Source organism: Nostoc sp. CALU 1950 (assembly GCF_051172895.1).
Classification (GTDB): domain Bacteria; phylum Cyanobacteriota; class Cyanobacteriia; order Cyanobacteriales; family Nostocaceae; genus Nostoc; species Nostoc edaphicum_A.
Genome location: NZ_JBDNJQ010000027.1, coordinates 39,095 through 62,817 on the forward strand (window position 1 = coordinate 39,095; position 23,723 = coordinate 62,817).

Below are 23,723 nucleotides of genomic sequence, written 5' to 3' on the forward strand. Positions count from 1 at the left end.
AGTTATTGTAAGATGTTAAACCTGTATATTTATCGCTCATGAGTCGTTGAATGCAGCTATGATGAGTGTCAAATCATCATCAGTGCGTTGCGTAATCCGCTCTGAGTGTAAAAATTTTACCAATTGTTCCTTGGCTACTGTCTTGTCTTCGGTATTGGCTACGAATTCAAACAGCGGAAAAAAGAAGGGTTTGTGAGGTTCGCCAACAACCATATTCAAAGCCAGCATTTGTAGTCCGTCAGTAATTATACCAACATTTACTATGTCTGTGCGCCACAATCTCATCTGCGCGGTATCTAAAGCACTAGGCGAAGTTAAGAAGGTGGTTTCGTTGATATATTCACCACTGTCAGGCATAGTCAATGCCAGCAAATTACCCATACGATCTTTTGCCACTGCCAAACCATCACCTATCTGTACCACAGCGACAACTTCTGGTGTGGCGACTAGCATAATTAAGGTAGTTGCTAAGTCTTGAGGCTGTTTGTCACAATTAGCCGCTTCAGTCTCCACAGCTTTTTTCGCCGCTAGTATGGCATCATTTAAAAGCGATCGCACCAAAGCATCATCAGTCAAACTTTTTCGGGTCAGTCCTTTAGTGGAAATGTTTTCTATTGCTGTCTCCACAGCAATCATCGCTCCCACTTTCCCAAGGCTAGCAGAACCCGCGCCATCTGCTGCGGCCGCCACTAAAACATTATCTGACAATATTTGCCAGTGATGAGCATCCTGACATAATTGATTGTTTTTTAAGTGACTTGTACCACATACAGAAGCAGCCACAATCCGCCATTGAGCAATCTGTTTTGATATGTTCATAAATTTTTTCCAGCAGCTAGCTGTGTAAACATCAAGCTGCAATTTTTAATTAAACAGTCCCCCAACCAATTGGCGGTAGTGCTACCTGTTCATCCACCTGTGAATGAGAAACAGCTGACATACTAGTTGATAGCCAGACAAACATCTCAATAAAATTTAAGCCTTTGAGCTTCAGGGGTGTACGCACGGTTATTTGATTTAAACGTGTCATATTCGCATTTTCGACACCCACTGTAAAAAATGCTACCCGCTTATTCGCTTCATCTCCCTGTAACCGCTGGGATGCTTGCTCTACCACATGATCTAACTCACCTTGCGGTTCCCCATCAGTAATCATAAATACCCAAGGACGATAGTAAGCAATCCCATTGGCACGATACTGAGATTTCCGCTCTTGAATTATGTCCAAAGCTTTATGAATTCCTGCACCCATAGTAGTCAAGCCCTGTGCTGTCAAAATAGGTGGGTTGAATTGATCAGCAGTCACAAAGTCTTGTACTACATTGATATTACTATCAAACGTGACGATCGCCACTTCCACCCGTCTTGCGGCTAAGGAATTTTTGACTAATTCATCCTTCAAACTAAGTAAACCCTGATTTAAAGCCTCAATCGGATCTCCTTGCATCGACCCAGATGTGTCTAGTAAAAGTACACAAGGACAACGTGGTTCTGGGTTCTCAGCAAATTCTACTACTTCATCAAGTCTTAATGTATCATGCATAACTTTTTGTGTTATGTTAAAATTCAACGTTTTATTTTCCTTTGTTCAAAGTATATAATTCTCAGTCGCCGACGCGACTACAGAATATAGTATCTAGTGGTAGATGCTCTAATCTTTATTAAACAAATTATTTTCATGAAGTTCTCTATATATTTAAGATGAACTTGAACACAGCTTAGTTTAGCAAAAAAGAGTTTATCAAAACCCAGCATTACCTGTTGTAATGTATCTACCAAAAATTTATATCCATTAAACCTACAGTACAATAAATACGTAAACTTTCCTAGGTAACTTCTTAAAGATTTTATGTAGAAGAATCGTTTCTTTATCGAAAAATAATTAACCATAATTAAAATCATTAACTTTAGAAGTATACCAGTGTAACTGCGCGAACTTGGAATAACATTTACCTGCTTTTGGTAAGTGGGCATCAATAAACGTGATGATTAAGGTCTTCACTCAAGAGTTGTTAGTAGTGAGTAAAGCCTAGAAGCAACAATATCTACTGTTAGTCATAGCTATGACAAGTGTTTACTTTTATTCATACCTACCTACTTATTTTTTGAGATAAATTAAGTAGTACGTACAAAATGTAACAGATAGGTTGCAAAACTTATATTTTTTAATATATATACATATTTTAAAAGGAATAAGCTGTGCATAAAGACATATTACAAAGAAGAAAATACTTCATAGCTCATATTTTCAATCTACAAATGTTCAGTTGTTGATTCCGCAAAAAAAACTTGAAAAATATGAATAACTCAGGTACATTCACCAAACTACGTCCTCTAAGTTTGTTAAGACAGTTATCCAATTGCTCCGACAGTACTTGTTTACAAGCATTGAGTAACTCAGTTATTTGGTCTATTTACTTAGAACAGGGCAAAATAACTTACGCTACCCATTCCGTAGAACCCTTTGATCGACTAGAACGCCATTTGCGTCGTCTCAGCCACCAAATTCCACTCCTTACTAATGAGGTTCGTGTTCAAGTAAGGTTGATGTTTGAACCTGATTCACACAGTCAGTTAATCGAAGATGACAGCAATTCGAGAAGCTATCCTCCTGAATATCAGGCTATATCCTGGCTTATTAGTCAACAACATTTACATTCTACACAAGCAGCAGTGCTGATTCAGGAATTAGTTAAAGAGGTGATTGAATCATTTGTGCTTATCAAAGATGGTACTTATGAATTAGCAGAACCACTTAATCGAATGCCAAAAATTTGCAGGCTAGATGTAGAAAAAATTCTAGCCCGTTGCCAAATAAGATTACACAATTGGCAGGCTTTTGTTCCCCAAATTTCTTCTCCATATCAACGTCCATATCTGTTGATTAACAGTAAACTTGAGAACCAAGACTTACCAAAACTTCAGCCAGATTTAATTAACTGGATGAAGGGTTTTAGCCTGTGTCATCTGGCTGCAATTTTGAATCAAGATGAAATCCAACTGGCTCGCAATTTATACCCTTACATCCTTCAGGGTGCGATTATCCTACATGAACCCGATCCACCATTTGATAAATTACCAAAGATTTTTGAAGAGCAATGTCTACGACGGGCTACGCCTACGCTTTTCTCAAAATTAATTCCAGAGTTAGTTGACACCAAAGAAAAACTAAGTACCAGCGTCAACTCTTACCCAAATATTTCTGAAGAGAATATAGCTCCTGTTCAGCAATTACCACAGATATCTACTCCTCCAAAAGAGAACTTTCAGGAACCAACAATATCAAATAACATAAATTCTGCTTCCCAAAGAGTAACGGCTGCTACTGTAACAGCACAAAAAATCCACAAAATCGTTTCTGTTGATGATAGCCCCACAATTCTTAAAGAAATTAGTTATTTCTTAGAAAATGAAAATTTTTCTGTAGTGACTATTAACGATCCAGTAAAAGCCGTTTTGTCAATTATAAGGCACAAACCAGACTTAATTTTATTGGATTTAAACATGCTAGGAATCGATGGTTATGAATTGTGCCGAATTATACGAAATAATTCCATATTTCAGAAGACTCCCATTATTTTTGTTACTGGGAATAAAGGAATTGTAGACAAAGTAAAAGCGAAATTAGTAGGGGCATCTGGCTATCTAACTAAACCGTTTACCCGCGCCGAATTACTGAAAATAGTCTTTATGCATTTGACTTAAATTAACTACTCCAATGAGTTTTTTTCTACACATTACTTTGTGCAATAATCTACACATGACTACTAATCTAGAAATTGACGAAAACTTAATTAAGGAAGCTCTCGAACTTGGTGGTCATCCAACTAAGGACGCGGTTGTTGAAGAGGCATTACGAGAGTATGTACAGCGTCGAAAGCAACTGAAAATTCTGGAGCTATTTGGCATGATTGAATATGACGATGATTATGACTACAAGCAACAGCGTCGGAGTTGATGAAAGTCATTGTTGATACTTCAGTCTGGTCTTTAGCTCTCAGACGTAATTATAAAGTTGATGAATCACCCTATATTGCAGTGTTGCGAGAATAAATTATCGATGGTCGAGTTGCTTTGCTTGGCGCTGTTCGGCAAGAGATACTCTCAGGGATTCGTGATGCCAACCAATACAATCGGCTGAAAAATTATCTCCGTGCATTTCCCAATCTGGAATTAGATATGGAAGACTATGAACTTGCTTCTGAGTTTTATAACACTTGCCGCAGCAATGGTATTCAAGGTGCAAACACTCATTTTCTCATTTGTTCCGCAGCCGTTCGGAGAAATTACACAATAGTAACCACAGATAAAGATTTTGATAATTTCAGTCAGCATATTCCCATAACATTGTTTCAATGCTAGGTCTACGCTACTTAACCCTACACTCAAGTTAGAGGATAAAGGGTTTTGCTCATAATGCCAGTCTTTTCCTTAACTCAGCCTCCAACTGTTCACCTGTGCTAACTACAACCCTATTTGGTCTAGCTCTAACAATCATTAAATAGTGTTGAAAAGCTTCTTCATCCTGGGGATGATGCTTTACATATTCCCGTAATTCCGCTTCAGTTAATTGCTGATAATCTAAATTACTCATTGGATGATTTCCTCTCCGTTACTCAAAATTTCTACTTGAATTGTTTGGCCTATTAGCACTACTATTCTTTGCGATCGCTTGTCGTACCTGGTTAGCTCAATTGTTTGTAGTAGGTTACTTACTCGCACACATAAATCGTAGAAAGCTTTTAACTGTTCAATCGTGGGTTCCATTTGTATAGATTAGCTACTGAATCTCTCGTAGCAAACATCTAACTCACATTGACTGACACAAGTCAAGACGAAAAGAAAAGATTAGCATGAGAGATTGTTCTGCCAGTCTAACGTAGTAGGATTGTTCAAGTGAAAGGGTACGCTTTGAGAGACGAGTAGCCATCGAGCGCTTCTTGCACCCTAAAATAAGAGCAAAAGACGATTCTTAAAACAAGCACACTCCATGCGTATTTCTCTAAATTGGCTGCGCGAACTAGTAGAGATAAAACTTAGTCCGGAAGAATTAGCCGAAACCCTGACAATGGCAGGGTTTGAGGTAGAAGATATTGAAGACCGCCGCACTTGGGCAAATGGCGTGGTGATCGGGAAAGTGCTTGAGCGTCAACCCCATCCCAACGCCGATAAATTGAGTGTTTGCCAAGTGGATATCGGTGCAGATGAGATTTTAAATATTGTCTGTGGCGCTGCCAATGTGAAGGCAGATATCTATGTCCCAGTGGCAACTACGGGTACTTACTTACCCAACATCGATTTAAAAATTAAACCTGCAAAACTCCGTGGTGTCCCATCTCAGGGCATGATTTGTTCTTTAAAGGAACTCGGTTTGCCCACCGATGTAGACGGAATTCATATTTTTACCCAGGAAAATTTACCATTGGGTAGTGATGTGCGGCCGTTGTTGGGTTTAGATGATGTAATTTTAGACCTTACCGCAACTGCCAACCGCGCTGATGCTCTAAGTATGGTAGGCGTAGCACGGGAAGTAGCAGCTTTAACTGGTGGAAAATTGAGTATTCCTGAACCTGGTGAAGTCTCTATTAGCAAAACTACCGGAAATTTAGCTTTAAAAATTGCCGATACCCAAGCTTGTCCTGCATACATTGGTACGGTAATTGAACAGGTCAAAATTGCTCCATCTCCCGAATGGCTGCAACAGCGTTTGCGGGCGGCTGGTGTACGTCCCATAAGTAATGTGGTGGACATTACTAACTACGTTTTGTTGGAATGGGGACAACCACTGCACGCCTTTGACTGCGATCGCATAAAATCTGTTGCAAGTAGCGAAAATTTAACCATCGGCGTTCGTTTCGCCAATAATGGAGAATTCCTCAAAACCTTGGATGGACAAACTCGCACCCTAGCATCCCAAAATTTGTTAATTACCGCTAACGACAGACCCGTTGCACTGGCGGGAGTTATGGGTGGAGAAGAAACGGAAGTCCATGAAGGAACTCAAAATATAGTTTTAGAAGCAGCATTATTTGATTCCGTAGCAATTCGCCGTTCTTCCCGCAGTGCAGGCTTAAGAAGTGAGGCTTCTGGTAGATATGAACGGGGAGTTAACCGCGCTGAGTTGGAAATAGCTAATCGCCGCGCCTTATCTTTAATTAGCGAATTAGCGAGTGGAATTCTTGTCCAGCAGGAAATTGCCGACACCCGCCCCGATCCGTCTACCTGGAGTCGTTCTATCGCCCTGCGTTTAGACCGAGTTAATCAGATATTGGGGCCAATCGAATTGGAAGAGGACACAGGTGAACTCCAAGAACAAGATGTTGAGCGCATCCTGACTGCATTGGGATGTAAGTTAACTCCTTCAGGAGAAGATAGCAGCCATCAACCCACATGGTCTGTCTCTGTTCCACCTTATCGTTACCGCGACTTAGAGCGAGAAATTGATTTAATTGAAGAAATTGCCCGTCTCTATGGCTACAACAAATTCTGCGACACATTACCAGAAAAAGCGGAAGCTGGCTATCTGCCTTTAGATCAAGAACTAGTTCGCAAGTTACGAGCTTTCCTGCGGGCTGAAGGGTTGACAGAATTAATCCACTATTCTTTAGTCAAACCAGGAGAAGACAGAAATATAGTCCTGTCAAACCCCTTATTTGTCGAATATTCAGCGCTGCGAACCGATTTGTTATCTGGGTTAATTGATGCCTTCCAATACAATTTAGAGCAGGGTAATGGTGCCCTTAACGGCTTTGAAATCGGGCAAATATTCTGGCGAGAAGAAGACGGTTTGCAAGAGACAGAAGCCCTTGCAGGGATTGTGGGAGGGGATACTTCCCTTGGCAAATGGTCAAAAAGTGGACGCGAAGAACCCATCACCTGGTTTGAAGCCAAAGGCATTTTAGAAAGTGTATTTCGGCAACTTGCCTTGGAGGTAGAATTTCAGCCCGATCGCCGCGACGATCGCTTACATCCAGGACGCACCGCTTCTCTGTGGATTCGGGGTAACAGGCTGGGTATTTTTGGGCAACTTCATCCCCAACTGCGGCGAGAAAAAGGTTTACCAGATTCCGTCTACGTTTTCCAGTTGGATCTAGATGTACTTTTAGATTCGCTAGGACAAGATGAAGTTCTCGTTCCTACATTCCAGCCCTATTCTACCTATCCAGCTAGCGATCGCGACATCGCTTTTTTCGCACCTGTGAAAATCTCAGTTTCCGATATTCAAAAAGTAATTACCAAAGCGGGTAAAGATTTGCTCGACTCGGTGGAATTATTTGATGAATATCGCGGCGAAAATGTCCCCGAAGGACAAAGAAGTTTGGCATTCCGTCTAATTTATCGGGCTAGCGATCGCACTCTGACTGAGGCAGAAGTGGAACCAGTACACAATAAAGTCCGCGAAGCTTTGGTGGAAAAATTCGGCGTGAATTTGAGAAGTTAGAAGTTATATAAAGTTGGTGCCCAGATCCCCGACTTCTTCAAGAAGTCGGGGATCTAAATCCCGCTTAAGTAAGTGCCATTCGCCAGTAAGGTGCGTTATGGACACGCCGAATTAACAAATGAGTTCGCCGAAATAGCAAATGCGATCGCCGAATTAACAAATGAGTTCGCCGAAATAGCAAATGAGTTCGCCGAAATAACAAATGAGTTCGCCGAAATAGCAAATGGGTTCGCCGAATCAACAAATGAGTTCGCCGAAATAGCAAATGGACACGCCGAATCAACTCGGTTAAGGTTTTTTGATGAAAATTTTAGATCACAAAGATGCGATAAATCATCACAAAGACGCGATAAATCGCCGTCTCTACAATAATCATTCTTTTGTAGAGACGGTGATTCATCGCGTCTCTTGCCTTAACCTAATCCCACTTGCTTGAATAAAGCAGTGTTACATCTATACTACTACTCAACAGTAATTACTGTATAATTTGCTCTGATGCTACTCGTAAAAAATAATTTTTCGGGAATAAACATGATAGAGTTTGCCGCAATTACTTCAGCGATTACTCCCATAATTAAAAAATATGCTCCTCAAGCTGGTCAATTAATCATTAAACAAGGCACAAAGTAAAAGTAAAATTCCTCGCTTCCGTCCCATTACAGCCAGCTTAACCACTCCAGGCGGAAACCTACTGCGTACTCTGACTGGTCATAACAACTCGGTAAGAGCAGTAGCGATCGCCCCAGATGGAAAAACAGCCGTTTCTGGTTCATCTGACAAGACCCTGAAAGTGTGGGATTTGCAGACCGGAAAGGAAATCTCTACCCTGACTGGTCATAACAACTCGGTAAGAGCAGTAGCGATCGCCCCAGATGGAAAACAGCCGTTTCTGGTTCAGGTGACAACACCCTGAAAGTGTGGGATTTGCAGACCGGAAAGGAAATCTCTACTTTTATTGGTGATAGTCCTATAAATTGCTGTGCAGTTTCCCCAGATGGATTGACAATTGTAGCAGGAGAATCGTCAGGGCGTGTTCATTTCCTCCGTTTAGAAGGGGGTTAAAAAATGAAACCGATCACTGAAAATCCTATCAATATCCCCAGATATCCCCTAGAATTTCAGCAAATAATTACTGCTAAAAATCAAAACTTTGTCGGTCGTGAATTTGTCTTTTCTGCTATCAACAAATTTCTCAATCAATCTGACCGGGGCTACTTTACTATTATCGGCGATCCTGGTGTTGGTAAAAGTGCCATTCTTGCCCATTATGTCAGCCAAAATCCGGGAGTTGTTTATTACAATGTCGAAATTACAGGTAAAAACCGCGTTGAGGAATTTCTGACGACGATTTGCACTCAATTAATAGAAATCGCCCAAAATCAAGGTATTAAAACTAGTGTTGAGCGGAGTCGAAACAATCTCACCGCAAACTTTTCTGACTCTACCACAGAAGACAGTGGTTTTTTATCGTTTTTACTGCAACAAATCAGCAATAGATTGCAACCAAAACAACGTTTAATTATTACTATAGATGGCTGCGATAGAATTGATATCAACAATCAACCACGCGGCTCAAACATATTTTATTTACCCCGTTATCTGCCCGAAAAAGTTTATTTTATCCTTAGCCGTCGTCCTTTTTTGGCAGATAAATCAGGTTTATTAATTGAAACACCAGCCCAATCTTTAGATTTATCAAATTACCCTGAACAAAATCGCGCTGATATCCAGGAATATATTAAAACTTATTTAAATAAATCATCTCATTCTGTAGACGCTTCTGCGGTTTACCGCAGGATGCGTAGCCTGAGCGAAGGGAAGAATCCTGGAGATGTTTCGCTCAATATAACAGAGCAAGGTTTTGATGATGAAACGAATTTTATGTATGTTAAAGAAATTTTAGCAGATATTAATGAGGATATTTACCCCCAAAATTTACAGATATATTACCAAAATCATTTAGAAAAAATGAATTTAGCCACCAGTAAACAGCAACCAATGGCTTTGCAGGTGTTAAATATCTTAGTTCAAGAGCAATCAATATCAATAGAAGCGATCGCAGAAAGATTAGATGTAGATGAATATGAAATCAAGGTAATTTTAGACAAGTGGCGAGAGTTTTTACATTTAGAATCAATAGCAGCAGAAATGCATTATAGTATTTATCATGCTAGTTTTCGTGATTGGTTGAGGCAACAAATTGAGTCTAAATTTTGAGTTAAAAGGGCGCTTATAGGATGTTTGAAAAGTCTTCTTGTTGGTAGAAAAAGTTTTAGATCCCCCTAAATCCCCCTTTTTAAGGGGGACTTTGATTCCGGTTCCCCCCTTTTTAAGGGGGGTTAGGGGGGATCTCAAGGTGCCTAAAGTCATAGGAAAACACTTTTCAAGCAACCTCTTAGAAACCGCTAGAGTAATATCTTATTAACCAGTAGGAGTAACAAGCAATTATGACTAAATATGTACTCTGGGGAACTTACTGCGAAGACGTTCTCGAAAAACGTGTCCCTCACCGTCAAGCTCATTTAGACGGATTAGCAAAACAGAAAGAATCCGGTGTGCTGATTACCATCGGCCCCACCAAGGATGTTACAAAAGTTTTTGGAATTTACGAAGCCGAAGACGAAGCCACTGTGCGCCAGTTGATTGAAAACGATCCTTACTGGAAAAATGGCATCTGGACTGAATATTCTGTCAAAGAATGGATTCAAGCTTTTTAAATTTATTGTGGGGCATGGGGCATAAGGCATTGGTTATTAATTCTTCTCCCTCGCTCCCTCATCTCCTCATAGGGTTCGGTTAGGGTTTTTTGATGAAAATTCTAAATCACAAAGACGCGATAAATCGCCGTCTCTACAATAATCAATCCTTCGTCTTGACGGCGATTTATCGCGTCTATTGGCTTAACCGAACCTATTGCCTCATCTCCCTCATCCCCACTCCGCACATAATATGAAAATTTGGCAAGTTGATTTTTATCGTCGTCCCTCACAAGATGCTTCTGGACAAATTTTATGGGAGTTGTTGATTTGTGACGCAACTCGCAGCTTTGAATATGAAGCCACCTGTCTCCAGTCAGCAGCGAATTCTAGTTGGGTGGCTGCTCAACTTGAGTTAGCCGCAGGTGAAAAATTGCCAGATGTAATTCAAGTATTTCGTCCTCAGTCTCTAAGTTTAATTGAGGCTGCTGGACGCAATTTAAGTATTAATGTCGAACCTACCCGCTACACCTTGGCGTTAAAGCAGTGGTTACAAGAAAAGCAGTATCCCTCAGCGCTAGATAAACCACCCCCAGCACCATTACCAGAAAACCTCTGGGGAGAACAATGGCGTTTTGCAAGTCTAGCTGCTAGTGATGTAGAAACGAGATTTAGCGATCGCCCCATTCCCATTTTGCACATCCCAGAACATCTCAAACCGATCAATTTAGGTTTGGCATCAACAGTCCCCGTTCCTGGTGTGGTAATTTATGGTGGACGGCAATCAATGCGCCTAGCACGGTGGTTGCAGCAAGCCCGTTCTGTGGCATTAAACTATATTTCTGGCGCACCAGACGGCTTAATCTTAGAAGCTGGCTTGGTGGATAGATGGATTGTTGCCACATTTGAAGATCCAGAAGTTACAACAGCAGCCCAAGCATTTGAACAACGGAAACAGCAAAGCCGAGGATTGCATTTTTTGTTAGTGCAACCTGATGATTCTGGGATGACTTATAGCGGCTTTTGGTTATTGCGGTCAGAAAATGGATATTAATTGCCAAAAATATTATTCTCTTTATTGAGTGAATTTTGAATTGCTTGTGACTCTTAGCCAATTATATGAATGAATAAAATCATACTAAATAGTAATACTTAAAATTCATACAGATGCTCAAAGTCACAATTAGTTTAGAAGAAGACATCCTGCAATTTGTGGATCAGTATGCACAAGGGAATCGTAGTGCATACATTAACCCGCATTTCTCACAAGCTTCAGGCGTTTGATGGAGCAGAGGGGCGGAGGGGCAGAGGGGCAGAGGGGAAAGAACTTGGTATTTGAACTCTCCCTTGCTCCCCTGCACAAGCGCAGGCTTTGAGAGGTGTGGTGAGAAATCCGGGATTAATAGATTGCTGGCAGAACACCACCGCCAAATTTTAGCAGCAGAAATGATTGCAGCCCTCAAGCAGGATGCTGAAGATCCAGAGTATCAAGCTGAAATTGCTACTTGGGATAGCGTTACTGGAGATGGCATAAATGCCAGGAAGTAATTTAACTTATCGGTGAGGAGAAATACGTTGGGTGAATCTTGATCCAACAGTGGGGGCTGAAGCAAAAAAATCCGCGCTTGTTTGATTGTGCAAAATGACATCATGAATCAGTATGGTTGAACACCTAAAATGGTACAAAATTAACACCCTAGTGCGTTAGTCTACGGAATAACAACTAGTTTTTAGGTTTCAACTTCGGGGTTTTCAGCCAACATTCTGATAAAAATGTAAAATTAATAAAGATTTAATAGAGTTAGGAAGATCCGCCCAAGCTGGGGTATCTCGCCAAAAAAGATGAAAATTAAAAAAAAAGAAATATCCTACGCCAATCACTGACGGTTTTCCGCTACAGTGGACGGGCTGTAAGCTTAGTATGGACTACTAGCCGATCGCTTACTATTTTTTTGGCGAGTTTAACAATAGTTGCTGGTCTTTTACCGGCGGCGATATCTTACATAAGCAAGTTAATTGTTGATGCAGTGGTATTTGCATCTCAAGTTAACTCAGACAGCAATGCTTCTGTCAATATCTATCCTTCTCTATTTTATGTAGGGTTGGAAGCGATCGCTGTAATTCTACTAGCAGGTAGTCAAAGGGGAATCCTCATTTGTCAGTCGTTATTGCGGGCGCTAATGGGCCAACGAGTAAATGTACTCATCTTAGAAAAGGCGCTGACACTGGATTTGAGGCAGTTTGAAGACTCAGAATTTTATGATAAATTGACCAATGCCCGACGAGAAGCATCGGTTCGTCCCCTTTCCTTAGTAAGCCGCACCTTTGGGTTAGTACAAAATGCCCTTTCCCTGATTACCTACGGGATTTTGCTAGTAAATTTCTCAGTTTGGGCGGTAGTAGTACTGGTTTTGGCAGCTATGCCCGTATTTATTGCCGAAACGAAATTTGCCGGAGAAGCCTTTCGTTTGTTTAGTTGGCGTGCAGCAGAAACCCGCCAACAGCATTACTTAGAAAATCTCATAGCAAGAGAAGATTTTGTCACAGAAGTCAAACTCTACCAGCTGGGAGAGATGTTGCTAGGACGTTATCGCAGCCTATTTGAACAACTCTATGGCGAAGACCGTGATTTAACTCTGCGGCGAGGATTGTGGGGATATCTCTTGAGTTTAGTTAGCACTGGTGCTTTTTACCTAGCTTATGCTTGGATTGTGCTAGAAACAGTGCTAGGTAGGATTTCCTTGGGAGATATGACCATGTATCTCACTGTGTTTCGCCAAGGACAGTCTACTTTCTCCAATGCCCTCACTTCTATTGGAGGAATGTATGAAGACAACCTATATCTATCAAATCTCTATGATTTCCTCGAAGAGGAAGTACCAAAATCTTGGGGTAAGGCAACCATTGGTTTAAATCCTCAAGATGGTATCCGTTTTGAGAACGTATCATTTACTTATCCAGGAAGTTCTAAACCAGCGTTGACAAACATTTCGCTGCACTTAAAACCCAGAGAGAAACTGGCAATTGTCGGTGAAAACGGTTCCGGTAAAACTACCTTAATCAAACTACTTACCCGACTCTACACCCCTGATTCTGGGCGAATTTTCTTAGATGGCTTGGACTTGCAAGAATGGGATGTGGATGTGTTGCGGCGTCGCATTGGGGTAATTTTTCAGAACTTTGTCCGCTATCAATTTACTGTGGGTGAGAATATTGGTGTGGGCGATGTAGAACATCTCGAAAACAAAACCCGTTGGCAAACTGCTGCTGAAAAAGGCATGTCCCAATCTTTTATCGACCAATTACCCCAAAGCTTTCAGACTCAACTTGGTCGTTGGTTTAAGGGAGGACAGGAACTTTCTGGGGGACAGTGGCAGAAAATTGCCTTGTCTCGTGCGTTTATGCGATCACAAGCAGATATCTTGGTGTTAGATGAACCAACATCAGCAATAGATGCCCAAGCTGAGTTTGAGATTTTCAATCATTTTCGCGCTATTACTCAAAATCAGATGGTACTTTTGATTTCCCATCGCTTCTCAACGGTAAGAATGGCTGACAAAATCGTAGTTATAGAAAACGGCGAAGTTATAGAACAGGGAACTCACGAAGAGTTGTTACAGCTAGGAGGACGTTATGCCAAGTTGTTTCTGTTGCAAGCAGCCGGTTATCAATAGGATGTGAGCTATTTTGTGGATTTAGATAGCGATGCCTACGGTGGGCTGCGCCTACGCTCACTGTGTAGAAAGCACATAACATCTCTATCTAACCACGTTAAACTGTTCAGTAAACATGGGTCACTAGACACTCCGTATCGTTAAACATTGCTACCTGATAAATTATGCAAATAACAAAACAGCGATACTATACCCCAGAGGAATATTTAGAGTTAGAAGAAGCTGCTGACTACAAAAGTGAATACATTGACGGACAAATAATTCCTATGGCGGGTGGAACAATAAATCATAATCAAATAGCACTCAACTTAAGTACTGAGTTTAATTTTGCCTTTAAAAAGCAGAACTACCGAGTTTTCATGGGTGATGTTCGTCTGTGGATACCCCAAAAGCTTACCTACACCTATCCAGATGTGATGATTCTGGCAGGTGAACCAGAGTTTTTTAACAACCGAAAGGATATAATTATTAATCCACAGATTATTGTTGAGGTTTTATCAAAATCTACCAAAGGGTACGATCGCGAAGATAAATTTCAGGCTTACCGAACGATTTCCACTTTCCAAGAATATCTATTAATTGACCAAACTCGGATTCATGTAGAGCAATTTTCCAAAATTGGGAAAAAGCAATGGACGCTTCGTGAATATGATGAAGAAGATGAAGCGATCGCACTTGTAACAGTACCATTTGAGATTTCTTTACAAGATTTATACAACAAGGTGAAGTTTGAGCCTGTTGAGTTGGAAGGGGAAAGTGCTGATGTTGAGGAATTGGCGTAAGGTGCGATGCCCTGTATCTTAAAAATGTTTAAGCCACTTTTAACGATTTTTGAGGGAAAGTAATTGGCTCTGGCAAAGGTTTTCCTTGCTCTTTATACCATTCAATCAGAGATTCAATTACCTCTTGCCCGTGTTTAGCAGCTTCTTCATAACTCTTACCATGAGTGTGGAATTGCTGCCAAGGGAATTCCGGTAAGTGTACTAAGTAGCAATTGTCTTCATCTGACCATTGAATTACCATACTGTAGCGATCGTTCATTATTCTTCCTCTACTTCTCCTAGTTGCTTTAAAACACGATTGACTTGCTTTTCCAAGTATCGGGGTGCATCGTCTCCATCTTTTCCCGCAATGGTAATTGGTTCGTCAAGTATCAATGGGTGAGTCCAGAAGGTATGACTACCTTTTGCAGGACGGTAGACAAACCCAGCCTTTAACAAAATAGCTTTTAACTCTCTAATTTTCTTGGGCATCTACCCTAAATTTAAATAACTGTGTTATTATCTTTTTGGTGCAAATGTACTATAAAAAATCTAAATTACTCAAATTTTCACTAAATATCGTTGAGGTTAAACTTGTCTTTAGCAGAAGCTATCAAGCTTAAAATTTATGAAATTGTAGAGAAAACTCCAGATTGGTTTCCAATATGCTTTAGTTTTTACAAAAATGCAAGTAATTACTTAATTGATGAAGGGCATCCCAGTCAAATCTCTTATAAAGACTTGTTTCTCCAAGAATATGCAAGTGGAGATACCTTAACTTCTGGTTATATTATAGGTCAATTTCATGCCCTCATAGTGTCTCAAAAGGCAGCATTTATTGCTATTGCAGTTCCCGACGAACCTTTAGCAAATTCGCAGAGGGAACATAACAATTATATTTTGAAAGGAATAGCTCAACCGTTTCAAGCAGAGTTTGATGGTACATCATGGGGTGAAGACGGAACCATTGAATGGGATGCTCAAGATCCTCTTGCACCAAATCATCCAGAGCTTGCGTTAAATAGGGATGTTTGGAGATTTCCTCTAGAAGTAGGTACGTGTTCACCAATAACTCTATGGGTTCGCTTTATGGATTGGGGTGGTTGGGCGAGATGGCCTTATCATTCTCAATATATCTATTTATTTGCAGCCCCCAAGCAGCTTATGATAATGAAAAACTCTCTACATAAATTTGAGTGGTAGTAAAAGTTTGGTTAATAAGTAGCATTTATTGTTAATTTTTTACTTAAAAATAGTAAATTTATAAATACAAAGTTTAGATGTTTTGTTATTCTAATTTTTGCTGCTCAGAAGAGATTACTCGTTAAGGAAAAGAATAATTGCTCTAGGTTTAGAAAGGATAAACGTCCACCATCGCCCACCATCCCCCACCAACTTAGATAAAATCACTATGGTGCTACTTAACCCTAAGTCTAATGAAAAGCGATCGCTCCCCTTTCCAACTCTCCCTTCAACGTCCTGAACTACTCGCGCCAGCAGGTAACTGGGACTGTGCTAAAGCTGCTGTGGAAAATGGGGCAGATGCGATTTATTTCGGTTTGGATCGCTTCAACGCCAGAATGCGGGCAGAAAATTTTACTGAGGCGGACTTACCTCAATTGATGACATTTCTGCATCAGCGCGGCGTAAAAGGTTATGTCACTGTCAACACACTAATATTTCCCAAAGAACTAGCAGAAGCACAGCAATATCTCCGCACAATTATTGCAGCAGGTGTGGATGCGGTGATTGTCCAAGATATTGGTATATGCCGTCTCATCCGTCACCTTTCCCCTGATTTTCCTATTCATGCTTCCACGCAAATGACCATCACCAGTGCGGCTGGGGTGGAATTTGCCAAGTCCCTCGGCTGTCAATTAGTGGTGCTGGCGCGTGAATGTTCTCTTCAGGAAATCAATAAGATTCAGCAGCAGATTGCCCAACAGGAAACTTCGCTGCCTTTGGAAGTCTTTGTTCACGGTGCTTTGTGTGTGGCATATTCCGGTCAGTGTTTGACTAGTGAGGCTTTAGGCGGACGTTCTGCAAATCGAGGTGAATGTGCCCAAGCTTGTCGGATGCCCTACGATTTAATCGCTGATGGGGAAGTTGTAAATTTAAAAGAACGCAAATATTTACTCAGTCCTCAAGACCTAGCAGGGTTGGATGTTTTGCCAGATTTGGTTAAGTCAAGAGTAACTTGTCTCAAGATTGAAGGTCGTTTGAAAGCTCCAGAGTATGTTGCCAATGTCACCCGTGTTTATCGCCAAGCTTTGGATCGGGTGATGGAGGAATTGGAAAGACCTAACCCCCTAACCCCCTTACCTGGTAGGGAAGGGGGAATAAAGACTCCCCTCTCCGTTTCGGAGAGGGGTTGGGGGAGAGGTCAATCAGATCAAGAACACTACAACCTAGAGATGGCATTTTCTCGCGGACTCTACACGGGTTGGTTTGGCGGGATTAATAATCAGGAACTAGTTCACGCCCGGTTTGGTAAAAAACGTGGGGTTTATTTAGGTGAAGTCAGCCGCATTCACAACGAACAGGTAACAGTCAAACTGGAAGCGCCTGTCAAACCGGGCGATGGAATTGTGTTTGACTGCGGTCATCCAGAGGCGAAGGAAGAAGGTGGCCGGGTTTATGCTGTGGTATCCAAAGGTAATGAAACCATGCTGTCCTTTGGTCGAAATGACTTGAATCTGCGTCGAGTGCATATAGGCGATCGCATTTGGAAAACCAATGATCCAGAATTAGATAAGCAACTACGTCAAAGTTTTGCTGGCGATAACCCACAATTTCAGCGTCCGATTGACTTGGAGGTTTATGGAGAAGTTGGTCAGGCGTTGATTGCGATCGCTCGTGATCAACTCGGTAATATTGTACAAGTTGAGTCTGCAATTTCTCTGGTGGAGGCGCACACCAAACCACTAGATACAGACCGTTTACAAGAACAATTCGGTCGTCTCGGTAACACACCTTTCTGTTTGGGACAGCTAACCAACCACCTCAGTGGTACTTTCATGCTACCCGTAAGTGAGTTAAACCGGATGCGGCGGGAAATCGTAGCACAGTTGGAAGAATTGCGAAGTCAACCCAGACGCTGGCAATTACATTCTGATGTCTCTTTCCAAGACCTACTTCCCTCCTCATCTCCCCTATCCCCCACCCTGCGGGAAGCTAAAGCTACATCTCCCTCACTCATTGTCCTAGTACGAAACCTCAAGCAACTCCAAGCCGCCCTCAAAGCTGGTGTTGAAACACTGTACTGTGAATTTGAAGACCCCCGTGCCTACCGAGAGGCAGTACAGCTAGTACGTCAAGCAAGACAACAATACCCAATCCCCAGCATCTGGGTTGCACCTCCCCGAATTACTAAACCGGGCGAAAATTGGATTTTGCAGCAGGTACGCGCCTGTGAGGCAGATGGCTATCTGGTGCGGAACTATGACCAATTGCAATTCTTTGCAGCAGACCGTTGCATTGGAGATTTTTCGCTCAACGTTGCTAATCCCTTAACAGCAGACTACTTTCAGCAACGCTTTGGTTTAGAACGGCTGACGGCATCCTATGACCTGAATATTACCCAACTGCAAGACCTACTTACCAGTTGTCCACCCCAGTGGTTTGAGGTGACAATCCATCAACACATGCCCATGTTCCACATGGAACATTGTGTTTTTTGTGCCTTTCTATCAACGGGTACTGACTATACAAACTGTGGACGACCCTGTGAAAAGCAGGAAGTGAAATTAAAAGACCGTGTAGGTAGCGAACACGTTCTCAAAGCAGATGTAGGCTGTCGTAATACTGTATTTAACGGCACTGCTCAAACTGGAGCCGAGTACGTACAGCGTCTTATAGAACTGGGGTTACGTCACTTTCGTATCGAGTTTGTGAATGAAACGCCAGAGCAAGTGAGTAAAACAATACATTGCTATAGTCAATTATTGCGAGGTGAGATTACAGGTTCCCAACTATGGCGAGAGTTGAAGTTGCAAAATCAATTAGGCGTAACTCGTGGCCCGATGGGAGTATCTGCACTGCGGTCATAATTGATTTTCTGAACGCCCAGCTTGAAAAATCTGTTCGGCGGTCAAATTCAATTCTGGAAATGTAGGGGATATGATGCGGTCATTTCCCCGAAACAGGTTAACTTGATACTCACCATCCACCAAATAGTAAACAGAAATAGTTGGTTGTTTGGGATTACCTATATACCTTCTACCGCCTAAAGCTAAATAGTCAACAATCCAATATTCAGGAACGCCAAAAGTTTCATAGTCAACCAGCTTGGATGCATAATCATCCCTCCAATTAGTGCTGACAACTTCAATAACTAGGGGAACCGATGCAGCTTGAGTAACCGTTGAGGACTTTTTCCACATCGGTTCTGATGAAAGATTCTTTTGATTTATCATTATCACATCAGGTGAATAACCTGATTCTTTGTCAGGAATCTTAACTAATGCTTGCTTAGGTATGAGGTATGGGAGTTTTAATCGTTTGAACTCTAAAGTTACTTCACCCGCTAAAAAACCATTAATCTCTTCATGATCCCCTACTGGCTGCATTTCAACAATTACCCCATCGTGTAATTCATAGCATCCGCCATCTGGTTTCCAATTTAGAAATTCTTCAAAAGTGATTGTTTTTGGTAAGGCTTGAAACATCACACTTAGTCCTGATGATGATTCAAAGTTTAGCAAATTACTTGGTATTATTCACTTAACTCTAAGATTCCCAACTTATTTAAAAGTCAGGAATCTATCCATCACAAGGCAAAGGTTTTATTCTATTCAATTAAAACCCACCATAGTTATTTATGAATAATATTTCGATAAGCAATAATTGGGATGCTTCCCTTTACGAAGATAAACACGCCTTTGTCTGGCAATATGGCGAAGACTTACTGAAATTACTAAACCCTCAGCTAGGAGAATCGATTTTGGATCTTGGCTGTGGTACTGGACAACTCACAGAAAAAATTGCCCAAGCTGGGGCTGAAGTAATGGGAGTTGATCGTGCATCTGAGATGATTGAAAAGGCAAGACAAAACTATCCCCATATCCGTTTTGATGTTGCTGATGCTAGAAGTTTTCAAGTAGATAAGCCATTGGATGCTGTATTTTCCAACGCTGTATTGCATTGGGTAAAAGAAGCAGATAGCGCGATCGCATCCATCCATCAATCCCTAAAACCAGGGGGGCGTTTTGTGGCAGAATTTGGGGGTAAGGGAAATGTGCTAGCGATCGCCACAGCTTTATCTAACGCCTTAGAAGCAATTAATATCCCCGCACAAGCCCTAAATCCTTGGTATTTCCCTAGTATTGGTGAATACGCCACCCTATTAGAACAGCAAGGCTTTGATGTCATCTATAGCACTCTATTTGCTCGTCCAACTGCATTAGCAGAAGGAGAAGCAGGTATGGCAAACTGGATTCGGATGTTCGCCAGCAGTTTTTTAGCAGGACTTTCTGATGAGCAACAAATACAAGTAATTCGCGTCATCGAGGAATATCTTAAGCCAACACTGTATCAACAGGGAACTTGGACAGCAGATTATCGAAGAATTCGTATAGTTGCCATTAAACTTTAAATTGTGCGAATTTTGACTTGTGCCTTAATTACGAATTACGAATTAGTATCAGCTATGCATATACCTAAATTGTGCGATGCCTGCGGCGGGCGTAGCGATCGCCAGATATCCTTTTCATTACTACTAACCATTACCCTCTCAGCTTTATTAGTCCCGCCCTCACTAGCGCAAACCCCCTCAATACCGTCACCTTCTAGTGCGCCTCTGGAACTAGATTTATTAACCAAGCCAAAAGACTATGTAATTACAGCTAACACCATTAACCCAGTACAATTAACCGTTCCTAGCTTATGGTGGGCACAACAAAACTCTGAGAAAAAGCTATTGGATAATTGGATAGCATATCCAGCTTCTAACAAAGAACCTGCACGAGTAGACTTGATCGTGAATCAGCAAATTTGGAGCTTACTAGAATATGTGGAGCGCTACGACTTCGTAAATCGCTTGGGTAGCGCTGCACGGAACTTTGGTTACAATGTCCGAGTATTTAACTATCAAAAAGAACCCTTGGCAACCTACACCTGTAACTTTAGGACAAGTCCAGCTTTATGCAGTATCCAAACAAATCTTAAGAACAAGATAGGGTTACAGCGTTCTTTGTAGGGACTGGGGACTGGGGACTGGGGACTGGTGACTGGTGATTGGGAGAGATGAAACGGACAAGGAGAATAACCATGCCCAATGCTCCATGCCCAATTCCCAATTCCTAATTAAACCTTAATTTTTGCGAATAAAGACTCGTATTGTTTTATTGCTGATGGGGGTAAGGGAAGTAAAAATTCGCTTTTATTGAAAATGTTGCCATCGCTCTGTAAGATTCTCAATAATGGTTCTGGGATATCGGAAGTGGCAATCTTTGTAGAAATTGGTGAATTACTTTTGGTCAGCACCGAAATTTGTTTAGCTGTACTTGGTTGCCAACAAAAATCAATCCATTGATCTGATAAAGTGTCCTTAGTAATACCTGCCGGACGTACCCACAAATCTGCCCACATTGCTGTTCCTGACTGGGGGATAACTACGCCAAGTTGCGGATAACGTGCCAAAGCTGGTAGTACATCGCTTGACCAACCAACCGCTAGCCAAGTGTCTCCCATAATTAGGGGTTCCAAATAGTGATTGGAACTGTAGAATTTCACCTGTTGATTTAATGTCTGTAATTCTTTTTCCAAGTCTGGTACTTGGTCAATATTCTCTGTATTATAAGATTTTCCTAGCTTCTTTAAGACTAGACCAATAACTTCTCGTGGTTGATTAAGTAGAGAAATGTGCTGCTGCATTTCATCTCGCCACAAATCACTCCAATCTTTGGGTGTCCATCCCAAATTTCGGAACTTGTCACGGTTATAAACAATCACCGTGCTACCCCAGCGGTAAGGCGCACCCCACACCTTTCCTTGAGTATCCAAGTTACCTTGGTCGTTGCGCGTTACTAATTTCTTCCACCTTTCATCTAAAGCAGACCACTGTTTTAATTGGTTTCCCTGTACTTCTTGGAGTGGTTGAATCAATTTCTGCTCAATAGCTGCTTTTAGCCAGTAATCTCCCAATGTCACTAGGTCTGCCTCCGCTGCTTTTTGACCTTGCCTAAAGGGTATAAAGCGACTCCATCCTTGCTCATCAGTACTTTTCGGTTTCTGCTGCCAATTTTGTAATTGCTGAAATAAATCCTGTAACTGCTCGACTGGAGAAAACTTTAACTGCACCTGTTGTTGCAAACCGTTGTGGAACTGATTCACCACCTGACCAGGTATAGAACCTTTTAATAACTGCACTTTTAGTTGTGTCTGCTTGTTTCCACCACAGCCAAAAAGCAGTTGTGAAAGTGCCAGCGTACTTGTACTTAGCAAAAAAGACCGTCGATCCATTGATTTTGGATTTAAAATTTTTGATTATACCTAATATTAATAGGAGTGACGCAAAACTATAAGCGCTCTGGGGCAATACCCTGCGGGTGACGCTCCTTCTCTGCGAGACGCTGCGCGAACGTCGCTACCGCTGCGCTAACACTGAAAGCGTTCTCGTCAGAGTAGCCGCTTTGCGTCTAGATGAATTGCCCCTACCTGAAAATCATTCTTTTTGGCTATTGTTTGCGTAAGTCCTGATTAAGCAGAGATTTACCAGAGGTTGATTAGCTGAAAAGTAGAGTTGGAAAATTACCAGTATTTTTTATTGGTAATACGTATAAATTTGAAGATTTTACTCAACGTAGCAAGTTTGTCAGCAAATCACTACCTAAAGATTAATTTTTCTCCATAAATTTCCTTAGTGGTACTCATGGTCAAACTTTACTTATATTTAAAATTTCCACGAAAAATTATCAATACTTAAATAATTCATAAGTATTGTTAAGTTGGGGAGTAAATTGAATAACATAGAGAAAATGTACGGATACAGGGTATTAAATGGAGCCATTACAGCAGCAAATCCTGACTTTAAGCGAAAAACTGGATGCCCTCTGCCAAGTGATTGAGCAACTTGATGCTAAAGTTACTCAAGCTTTCTCAGAGTGTTCTTTAGCGAATACACAAGCAAAGGATAATTATCAGGAAAATGGCTCGATTGGGGGCTACCAGTTCAAAGGACGTATCAGTTTAAATCCAGAAATGGAACACAAGGATGTATTGACAGATGGCATTTATCTAGACATGCATCGTCAAGCTGGAGATAACATAACACCAGAAATTCAAATACAACGACTGACAGCGCAATTAACAGCGGCATACAATCGTATTGCTGCTTTAGAAGAACAATTACTTAGAGAGAGAATTCATTGAATTTAACCTGAGTTTGACAAATGAAAAAATGTCTAGAGTTAGGGAAGACAAGCTTTGAGGCTCAATGTCGGGTGATGGCTTTGTAGGAAGATATTAAGTATAAACAACTAATTCAGCCATCAAATTGATAAACAAGTTAAACACACTATTACATATATCTACGTAATAGTGTGATATATTTACATATAAACCAATACGGTTCAGTTAAGCGTCTTATTGCTCGCCTCTATTTGAGACAGTTCTACAATAAAAGCAAAGACATTAAGGTTGAACTAACCTAATGGGTGTACCTGAAATAAACCCAAAGATACCAATGCCTTCACCAAGCCTCTACGAAACTGATTTTTACGCTTGGACACAGGAACAAGTAACTTTACTTCGTAATGAGCAGTGGAGTCAGATTGATCTGCAAAATCTGATTGAGGAGATTCAATCTTTGGGTAAACAGCAACGTCAAGAATTGCGAAACCTTCTAAGGAATATGGATTAAATAAGATCCAGAATTCTCACACCTGTGGCTTGGCAGTATAATTCCATTGGGGCAAATAATCATCAAACACAATTTTCATCGTTTGCTTGAAATCCCCTGTGACTTTGCGACCTGTTTTGTATACCTGAGTCAAGATAGTTGTAAACACCTTCAGACCAGTTTGGGTCTTGGCATTTGCCATCAAGTTTTTAACCATTTCGACCGAATCGAAAATCACGCCCTGACAAACACGGGTTAGATGTGGAAACAGCCGATGCTCAATAGGGTTGTATTTGGAAGTGTAAGGGGGAT

General features: G+C 41.2%; 27 protein-coding genes and 2 pseudogenes. 19 read left to right on the plus strand and 10 right to left on the minus strand.

Annotated features, from left to right (window positions below):
* Positions 1 to 36 precede the first annotated feature (36 nt).
* Together ABF638_RS10445 and ABF638_RS10450 are read right to left on the minus strand one after the other, a co-directional pair.
* Positions 37 to 819, minus strand: coding sequence for a PP2C family serine/threonine-protein phosphatase (locus tag ABF638_RS10445; RefSeq protein WP_435022573.1), 783 nt, complete (start codon positions 817 to 819; stop codon positions 37 to 39).
* A 49-nt stretch (positions 820 to 868) separates the two neighbouring features.
* A complete protein-coding gene (locus tag ABF638_RS10450) occupies positions 869 to 1,543 on the minus strand; it encodes a vWA domain-containing protein (protein ID WP_069071187.1) in 675 nt (224 codons plus the stop codon).
* Positions 1,544 to 2,298: 755 nt separating this feature from the next.
* Between ABF638_RS10450 and ABF638_RS10455 the strand changes: the two genes are divergently transcribed.
* The 3 genes from ABF638_RS10455 (at position 2,299) to ABF638_RS10465 (ending at position 4,362) form a co-directional block, all read left to right on the plus strand.
* Positions 2,299 to 3,705 carry a response regulator gene (locus tag ABF638_RS10455; RefSeq protein WP_435022575.1) on the plus strand — a complete coding sequence of 469 codons (1,407 nt, stop codon included), beginning with the start codon at positions 2,299 to 2,301 and terminating at the stop codon, positions 3,703 to 3,705.
* A gap of 55 nt (positions 3,706 to 3,760) precedes the next feature.
* Positions 3,761 to 3,958: a type II toxin-antitoxin system VapB family antitoxin gene (locus tag ABF638_RS10460; protein WP_435022577.1), complete on the plus strand. Its 198-nt coding sequence runs from the start codon at positions 3,761 to 3,763 to the stop codon at positions 3,956 to 3,958.
* Between the two features lie 116 nt (positions 3,959 to 4,074).
* Positions 4,075 to 4,362, plus strand: coding sequence for a PIN domain nuclease (locus ABF638_RS10465; protein WP_435022579.1), 288 nt, complete (start codon positions 4,075 to 4,077; stop codon positions 4,360 to 4,362).
* Between the two features lie 49 nt (positions 4,363 to 4,411).
* On the opposite strand, the gene ABF638_RS10470 is transcribed toward ABF638_RS10465, so the two are convergent.
* Both ABF638_RS10470 and ABF638_RS10475 read right to left on the minus strand, forming a co-directional pair.
* Entirely contained in the window at positions 4,412 to 4,594 is a 183-nt protein-coding gene (locus ABF638_RS10470; protein WP_181927574.1) for a DUF6887 family protein, read from the minus strand.
* Positions 4,591 to 4,767 carry a DUF6888 family protein gene (locus ABF638_RS10475; protein ID WP_176727039.1) on the minus strand — a complete coding sequence of 59 codons (177 nt, stop codon included), beginning with the start codon at positions 4,765 to 4,767 and terminating at the stop codon, positions 4,591 to 4,593. The genes ABF638_RS10470 and ABF638_RS10475 overlap by 4 nt, the downstream gene beginning before the upstream one ends.
* Positions 4,768 to 4,990: 223 nt before the next feature.
* Here ABF638_RS10475 and pheT point away from each other — a divergent pair, with 223 nt between their 5' ends.
* The 6 genes and pseudogenes from pheT to ABF638_RS10505 all read left to right on the plus strand — a co-directional run bounded on the left by pheT (position 4,991) and on the right by ABF638_RS10505 (position 10,158).
* Entirely contained in the window at positions 4,991 to 7,441 is a 2,451-nt protein-coding gene (gene pheT, locus ABF638_RS10480; RefSeq protein ID WP_435022582.1) for a phenylalanine--tRNA ligase subunit beta, read from the plus strand.
* Positions 7,442 to 7,513: 72 nt separating this feature from the next.
* Entirely contained in the window at positions 7,514 to 7,813 is a 300-nt protein-coding gene (locus ABF638_RS10485; protein WP_435022584.1) for a hypothetical protein, read from the plus strand.
* A gap of 364 nt (positions 7,814 to 8,177) precedes the next feature.
* On the plus strand, positions 8,178 to 8,354 hold the full coding sequence (locus ABF638_RS10490; protein WP_435022615.1) for a WD40 repeat domain-containing protein: 177 nt from the start codon (positions 8,178 to 8,180) through the stop codon (positions 8,352 to 8,354).
* A pseudogene (locus tag ABF638_RS10495) lies at positions 8,342 to 8,503 on the plus strand (WD40 repeat domain-containing protein); the annotation flags it as partial. The gene ABF638_RS10490 and the pseudogene ABF638_RS10495, both read left to right, overlap by 13 nt.
* A 3-nt stretch (positions 8,504 to 8,506) precedes the next feature.
* The gene (locus ABF638_RS10500) at positions 8,507 to 9,658 is read left to right on the plus strand and encodes an ATP-binding protein (protein WP_435022586.1); all 1,152 of its coding nucleotides are present in this window, start codon (positions 8,507 to 8,509) and stop codon (positions 9,656 to 9,658) included.
* A 230-nt stretch (positions 9,659 to 9,888) separates the two neighbouring features.
* Entirely contained in the window at positions 9,889 to 10,158 is a 270-nt protein-coding gene (locus tag ABF638_RS10505) for a YciI family protein (protein WP_181927580.1), read from the plus strand.
* A gap of 101 nt (positions 10,159 to 10,259) precedes the next feature.
* Here the strand turns inward: ABF638_RS10505 and ABF638_RS10510 are convergent, their stop codons facing one another.
* A complete protein-coding gene (locus ABF638_RS10510; protein WP_435022588.1) occupies positions 10,260 to 10,385 on the minus strand; it encodes a hypothetical protein in 126 nt (41 codons plus the stop codon).
* A 5-nt stretch (positions 10,386 to 10,390) separates the two neighbouring features.
* Between ABF638_RS10510 and ABF638_RS10515 the strand changes: the two genes are divergently transcribed.
* From ABF638_RS10515 to ABF638_RS10530, 4 genes are all read left to right on the plus strand, one after another.
* Positions 10,391 to 11,191 (plus strand): Tab2/Atab2 family RNA-binding protein, encoded by an 801-nt coding sequence (locus ABF638_RS10515; RefSeq protein ID WP_435022590.1) that lies wholly within the window; start codon positions 10,391 to 10,393, stop codon positions 11,189 to 11,191.
* 353 nt (positions 11,192 to 11,544) lie between these two features.
* Positions 11,545 to 11,685, plus strand: a complete 141-nt coding sequence (locus tag ABF638_RS10520; protein ID WP_435022592.1) for a hypothetical protein — start codon at positions 11,545 to 11,547, stop codon at positions 11,683 to 11,685.
* Between the two features lie 317 nt (positions 11,686 to 12,002).
* Entirely contained in the window at positions 12,003 to 13,811 is a 1,809-nt protein-coding gene (locus ABF638_RS10525) for an ABC transporter ATP-binding protein (RefSeq protein ID WP_435022617.1), read from the plus strand.
* Between the two features lie 164 nt (positions 13,812 to 13,975).
* On the plus strand, positions 13,976 to 14,593 hold the full coding sequence (locus ABF638_RS10530) for a Uma2 family endonuclease (RefSeq protein ID WP_435022594.1): 618 nt from the start codon (positions 13,976 to 13,978) through the stop codon (positions 14,591 to 14,593).
* Positions 14,594 to 14,621: 28 nt separating this feature from the next.
* On the opposite strand, the gene ABF638_RS10535 is transcribed toward ABF638_RS10530, so the two are convergent.
* Together ABF638_RS10535 and ABF638_RS10540 are read right to left on the minus strand one after the other, a co-directional pair.
* Complete coding sequence (locus ABF638_RS10535; protein ID WP_435022596.1) at positions 14,622 to 14,852, minus strand: type II toxin-antitoxin system HicB family antitoxin; 231 nt, start codon at positions 14,850 to 14,852, stop codon at positions 14,622 to 14,624.
* Positions 14,852 to 15,064 carry a type II toxin-antitoxin system HicA family toxin gene (locus ABF638_RS10540; RefSeq protein ID WP_435022598.1) on the minus strand — a complete coding sequence of 71 codons (213 nt, stop codon included), beginning with the start codon at positions 15,062 to 15,064 and terminating at the stop codon, positions 14,852 to 14,854. Before ABF638_RS10540 ends, ABF638_RS10535 begins: the two co-directional genes overlap by 1 nt.
* Before the next feature lie 102 nt (positions 15,065 to 15,166).
* Here ABF638_RS10540 and ABF638_RS10545 point away from each other — a divergent pair, with 102 nt between their 5' ends.
* Both ABF638_RS10545 and ABF638_RS10550 read left to right on the plus strand, forming a co-directional pair.
* On the plus strand, positions 15,167 to 15,775 hold the full coding sequence (locus tag ABF638_RS10545; RefSeq protein WP_435022600.1) for a hypothetical protein: 609 nt from the start codon (positions 15,167 to 15,169) through the stop codon (positions 15,773 to 15,775).
* 233 nt (positions 15,776 to 16,008) lie between these two features.
* A complete protein-coding gene (locus ABF638_RS10550; protein ID WP_435022602.1) occupies positions 16,009 to 18,621 on the plus strand; it encodes a DUF3656 domain-containing U32 family peptidase in 2,613 nt (870 codons plus the stop codon).
* On the opposite strand, the gene ABF638_RS10555 is transcribed toward ABF638_RS10550, so the two are convergent.
* Positions 18,616 to 19,239 (minus strand): Uma2 family endonuclease, encoded by a 624-nt coding sequence (locus tag ABF638_RS10555; protein ID WP_435022604.1) that lies wholly within the window; start codon positions 19,237 to 19,239, stop codon positions 18,616 to 18,618. The genes ABF638_RS10550 and ABF638_RS10555 overlap by 6 nt on opposite strands.
* 152 nt (positions 19,240 to 19,391) lie before the next feature.
* Between ABF638_RS10555 and ABF638_RS10560 the strand changes: the two genes are divergently transcribed.
* Both ABF638_RS10560 and ABF638_RS10565 read left to right on the plus strand, forming a co-directional pair.
* On the plus strand, positions 19,392 to 20,165 hold the full coding sequence (locus ABF638_RS10560; RefSeq protein ID WP_435022606.1) for a class I SAM-dependent methyltransferase: 774 nt from the start codon (positions 19,392 to 19,394) through the stop codon (positions 20,163 to 20,165).
* Between the two features lie 54 nt (positions 20,166 to 20,219).
* Positions 20,220 to 20,768, plus strand: a complete 549-nt coding sequence (locus ABF638_RS10565; RefSeq protein ID WP_435022608.1) for a hypothetical protein — start codon at positions 20,220 to 20,222, stop codon at positions 20,766 to 20,768.
* Between the two features lie 107 nt (positions 20,769 to 20,875).
* On the opposite strand, the gene ABF638_RS10570 is transcribed toward ABF638_RS10565, so the two are convergent.
* On the minus strand, positions 20,876 to 22,033 hold the full coding sequence (locus tag ABF638_RS10570; protein ID WP_435022610.1) for an extracellular solute-binding protein: 1,158 nt from the start codon (positions 22,031 to 22,033) through the stop codon (positions 20,876 to 20,878).
* 537 nt (positions 22,034 to 22,570) lie between these two features.
* On the opposite strand from ABF638_RS10570, the gene ABF638_RS10575 reads away from it, so the two are divergent.
* Positions 22,571 to 22,942 (plus strand): hypothetical protein, encoded by a 372-nt coding sequence (locus ABF638_RS10575; RefSeq protein ID WP_069072839.1) that lies wholly within the window; start codon positions 22,571 to 22,573, stop codon positions 22,940 to 22,942.
* A 313-nt stretch (positions 22,943 to 23,255) separates the two neighbouring features.
* Positions 23,256 to 23,417: pseudogene (locus ABF638_RS10580) on the plus strand (DUF29 family protein); the annotation flags it as partial.
* A gap of 31 nt (positions 23,418 to 23,448) precedes the next feature.
* On the opposite strand, the gene ABF638_RS10585 reads toward ABF638_RS10580, so the two are convergent.
* On the minus strand, positions 23,449 to 23,723 hold a 275-nt coding region (locus tag ABF638_RS10585), incomplete at its 5' end, for an ISAzo13-like element transposase-related protein (protein ID WP_435022612.1).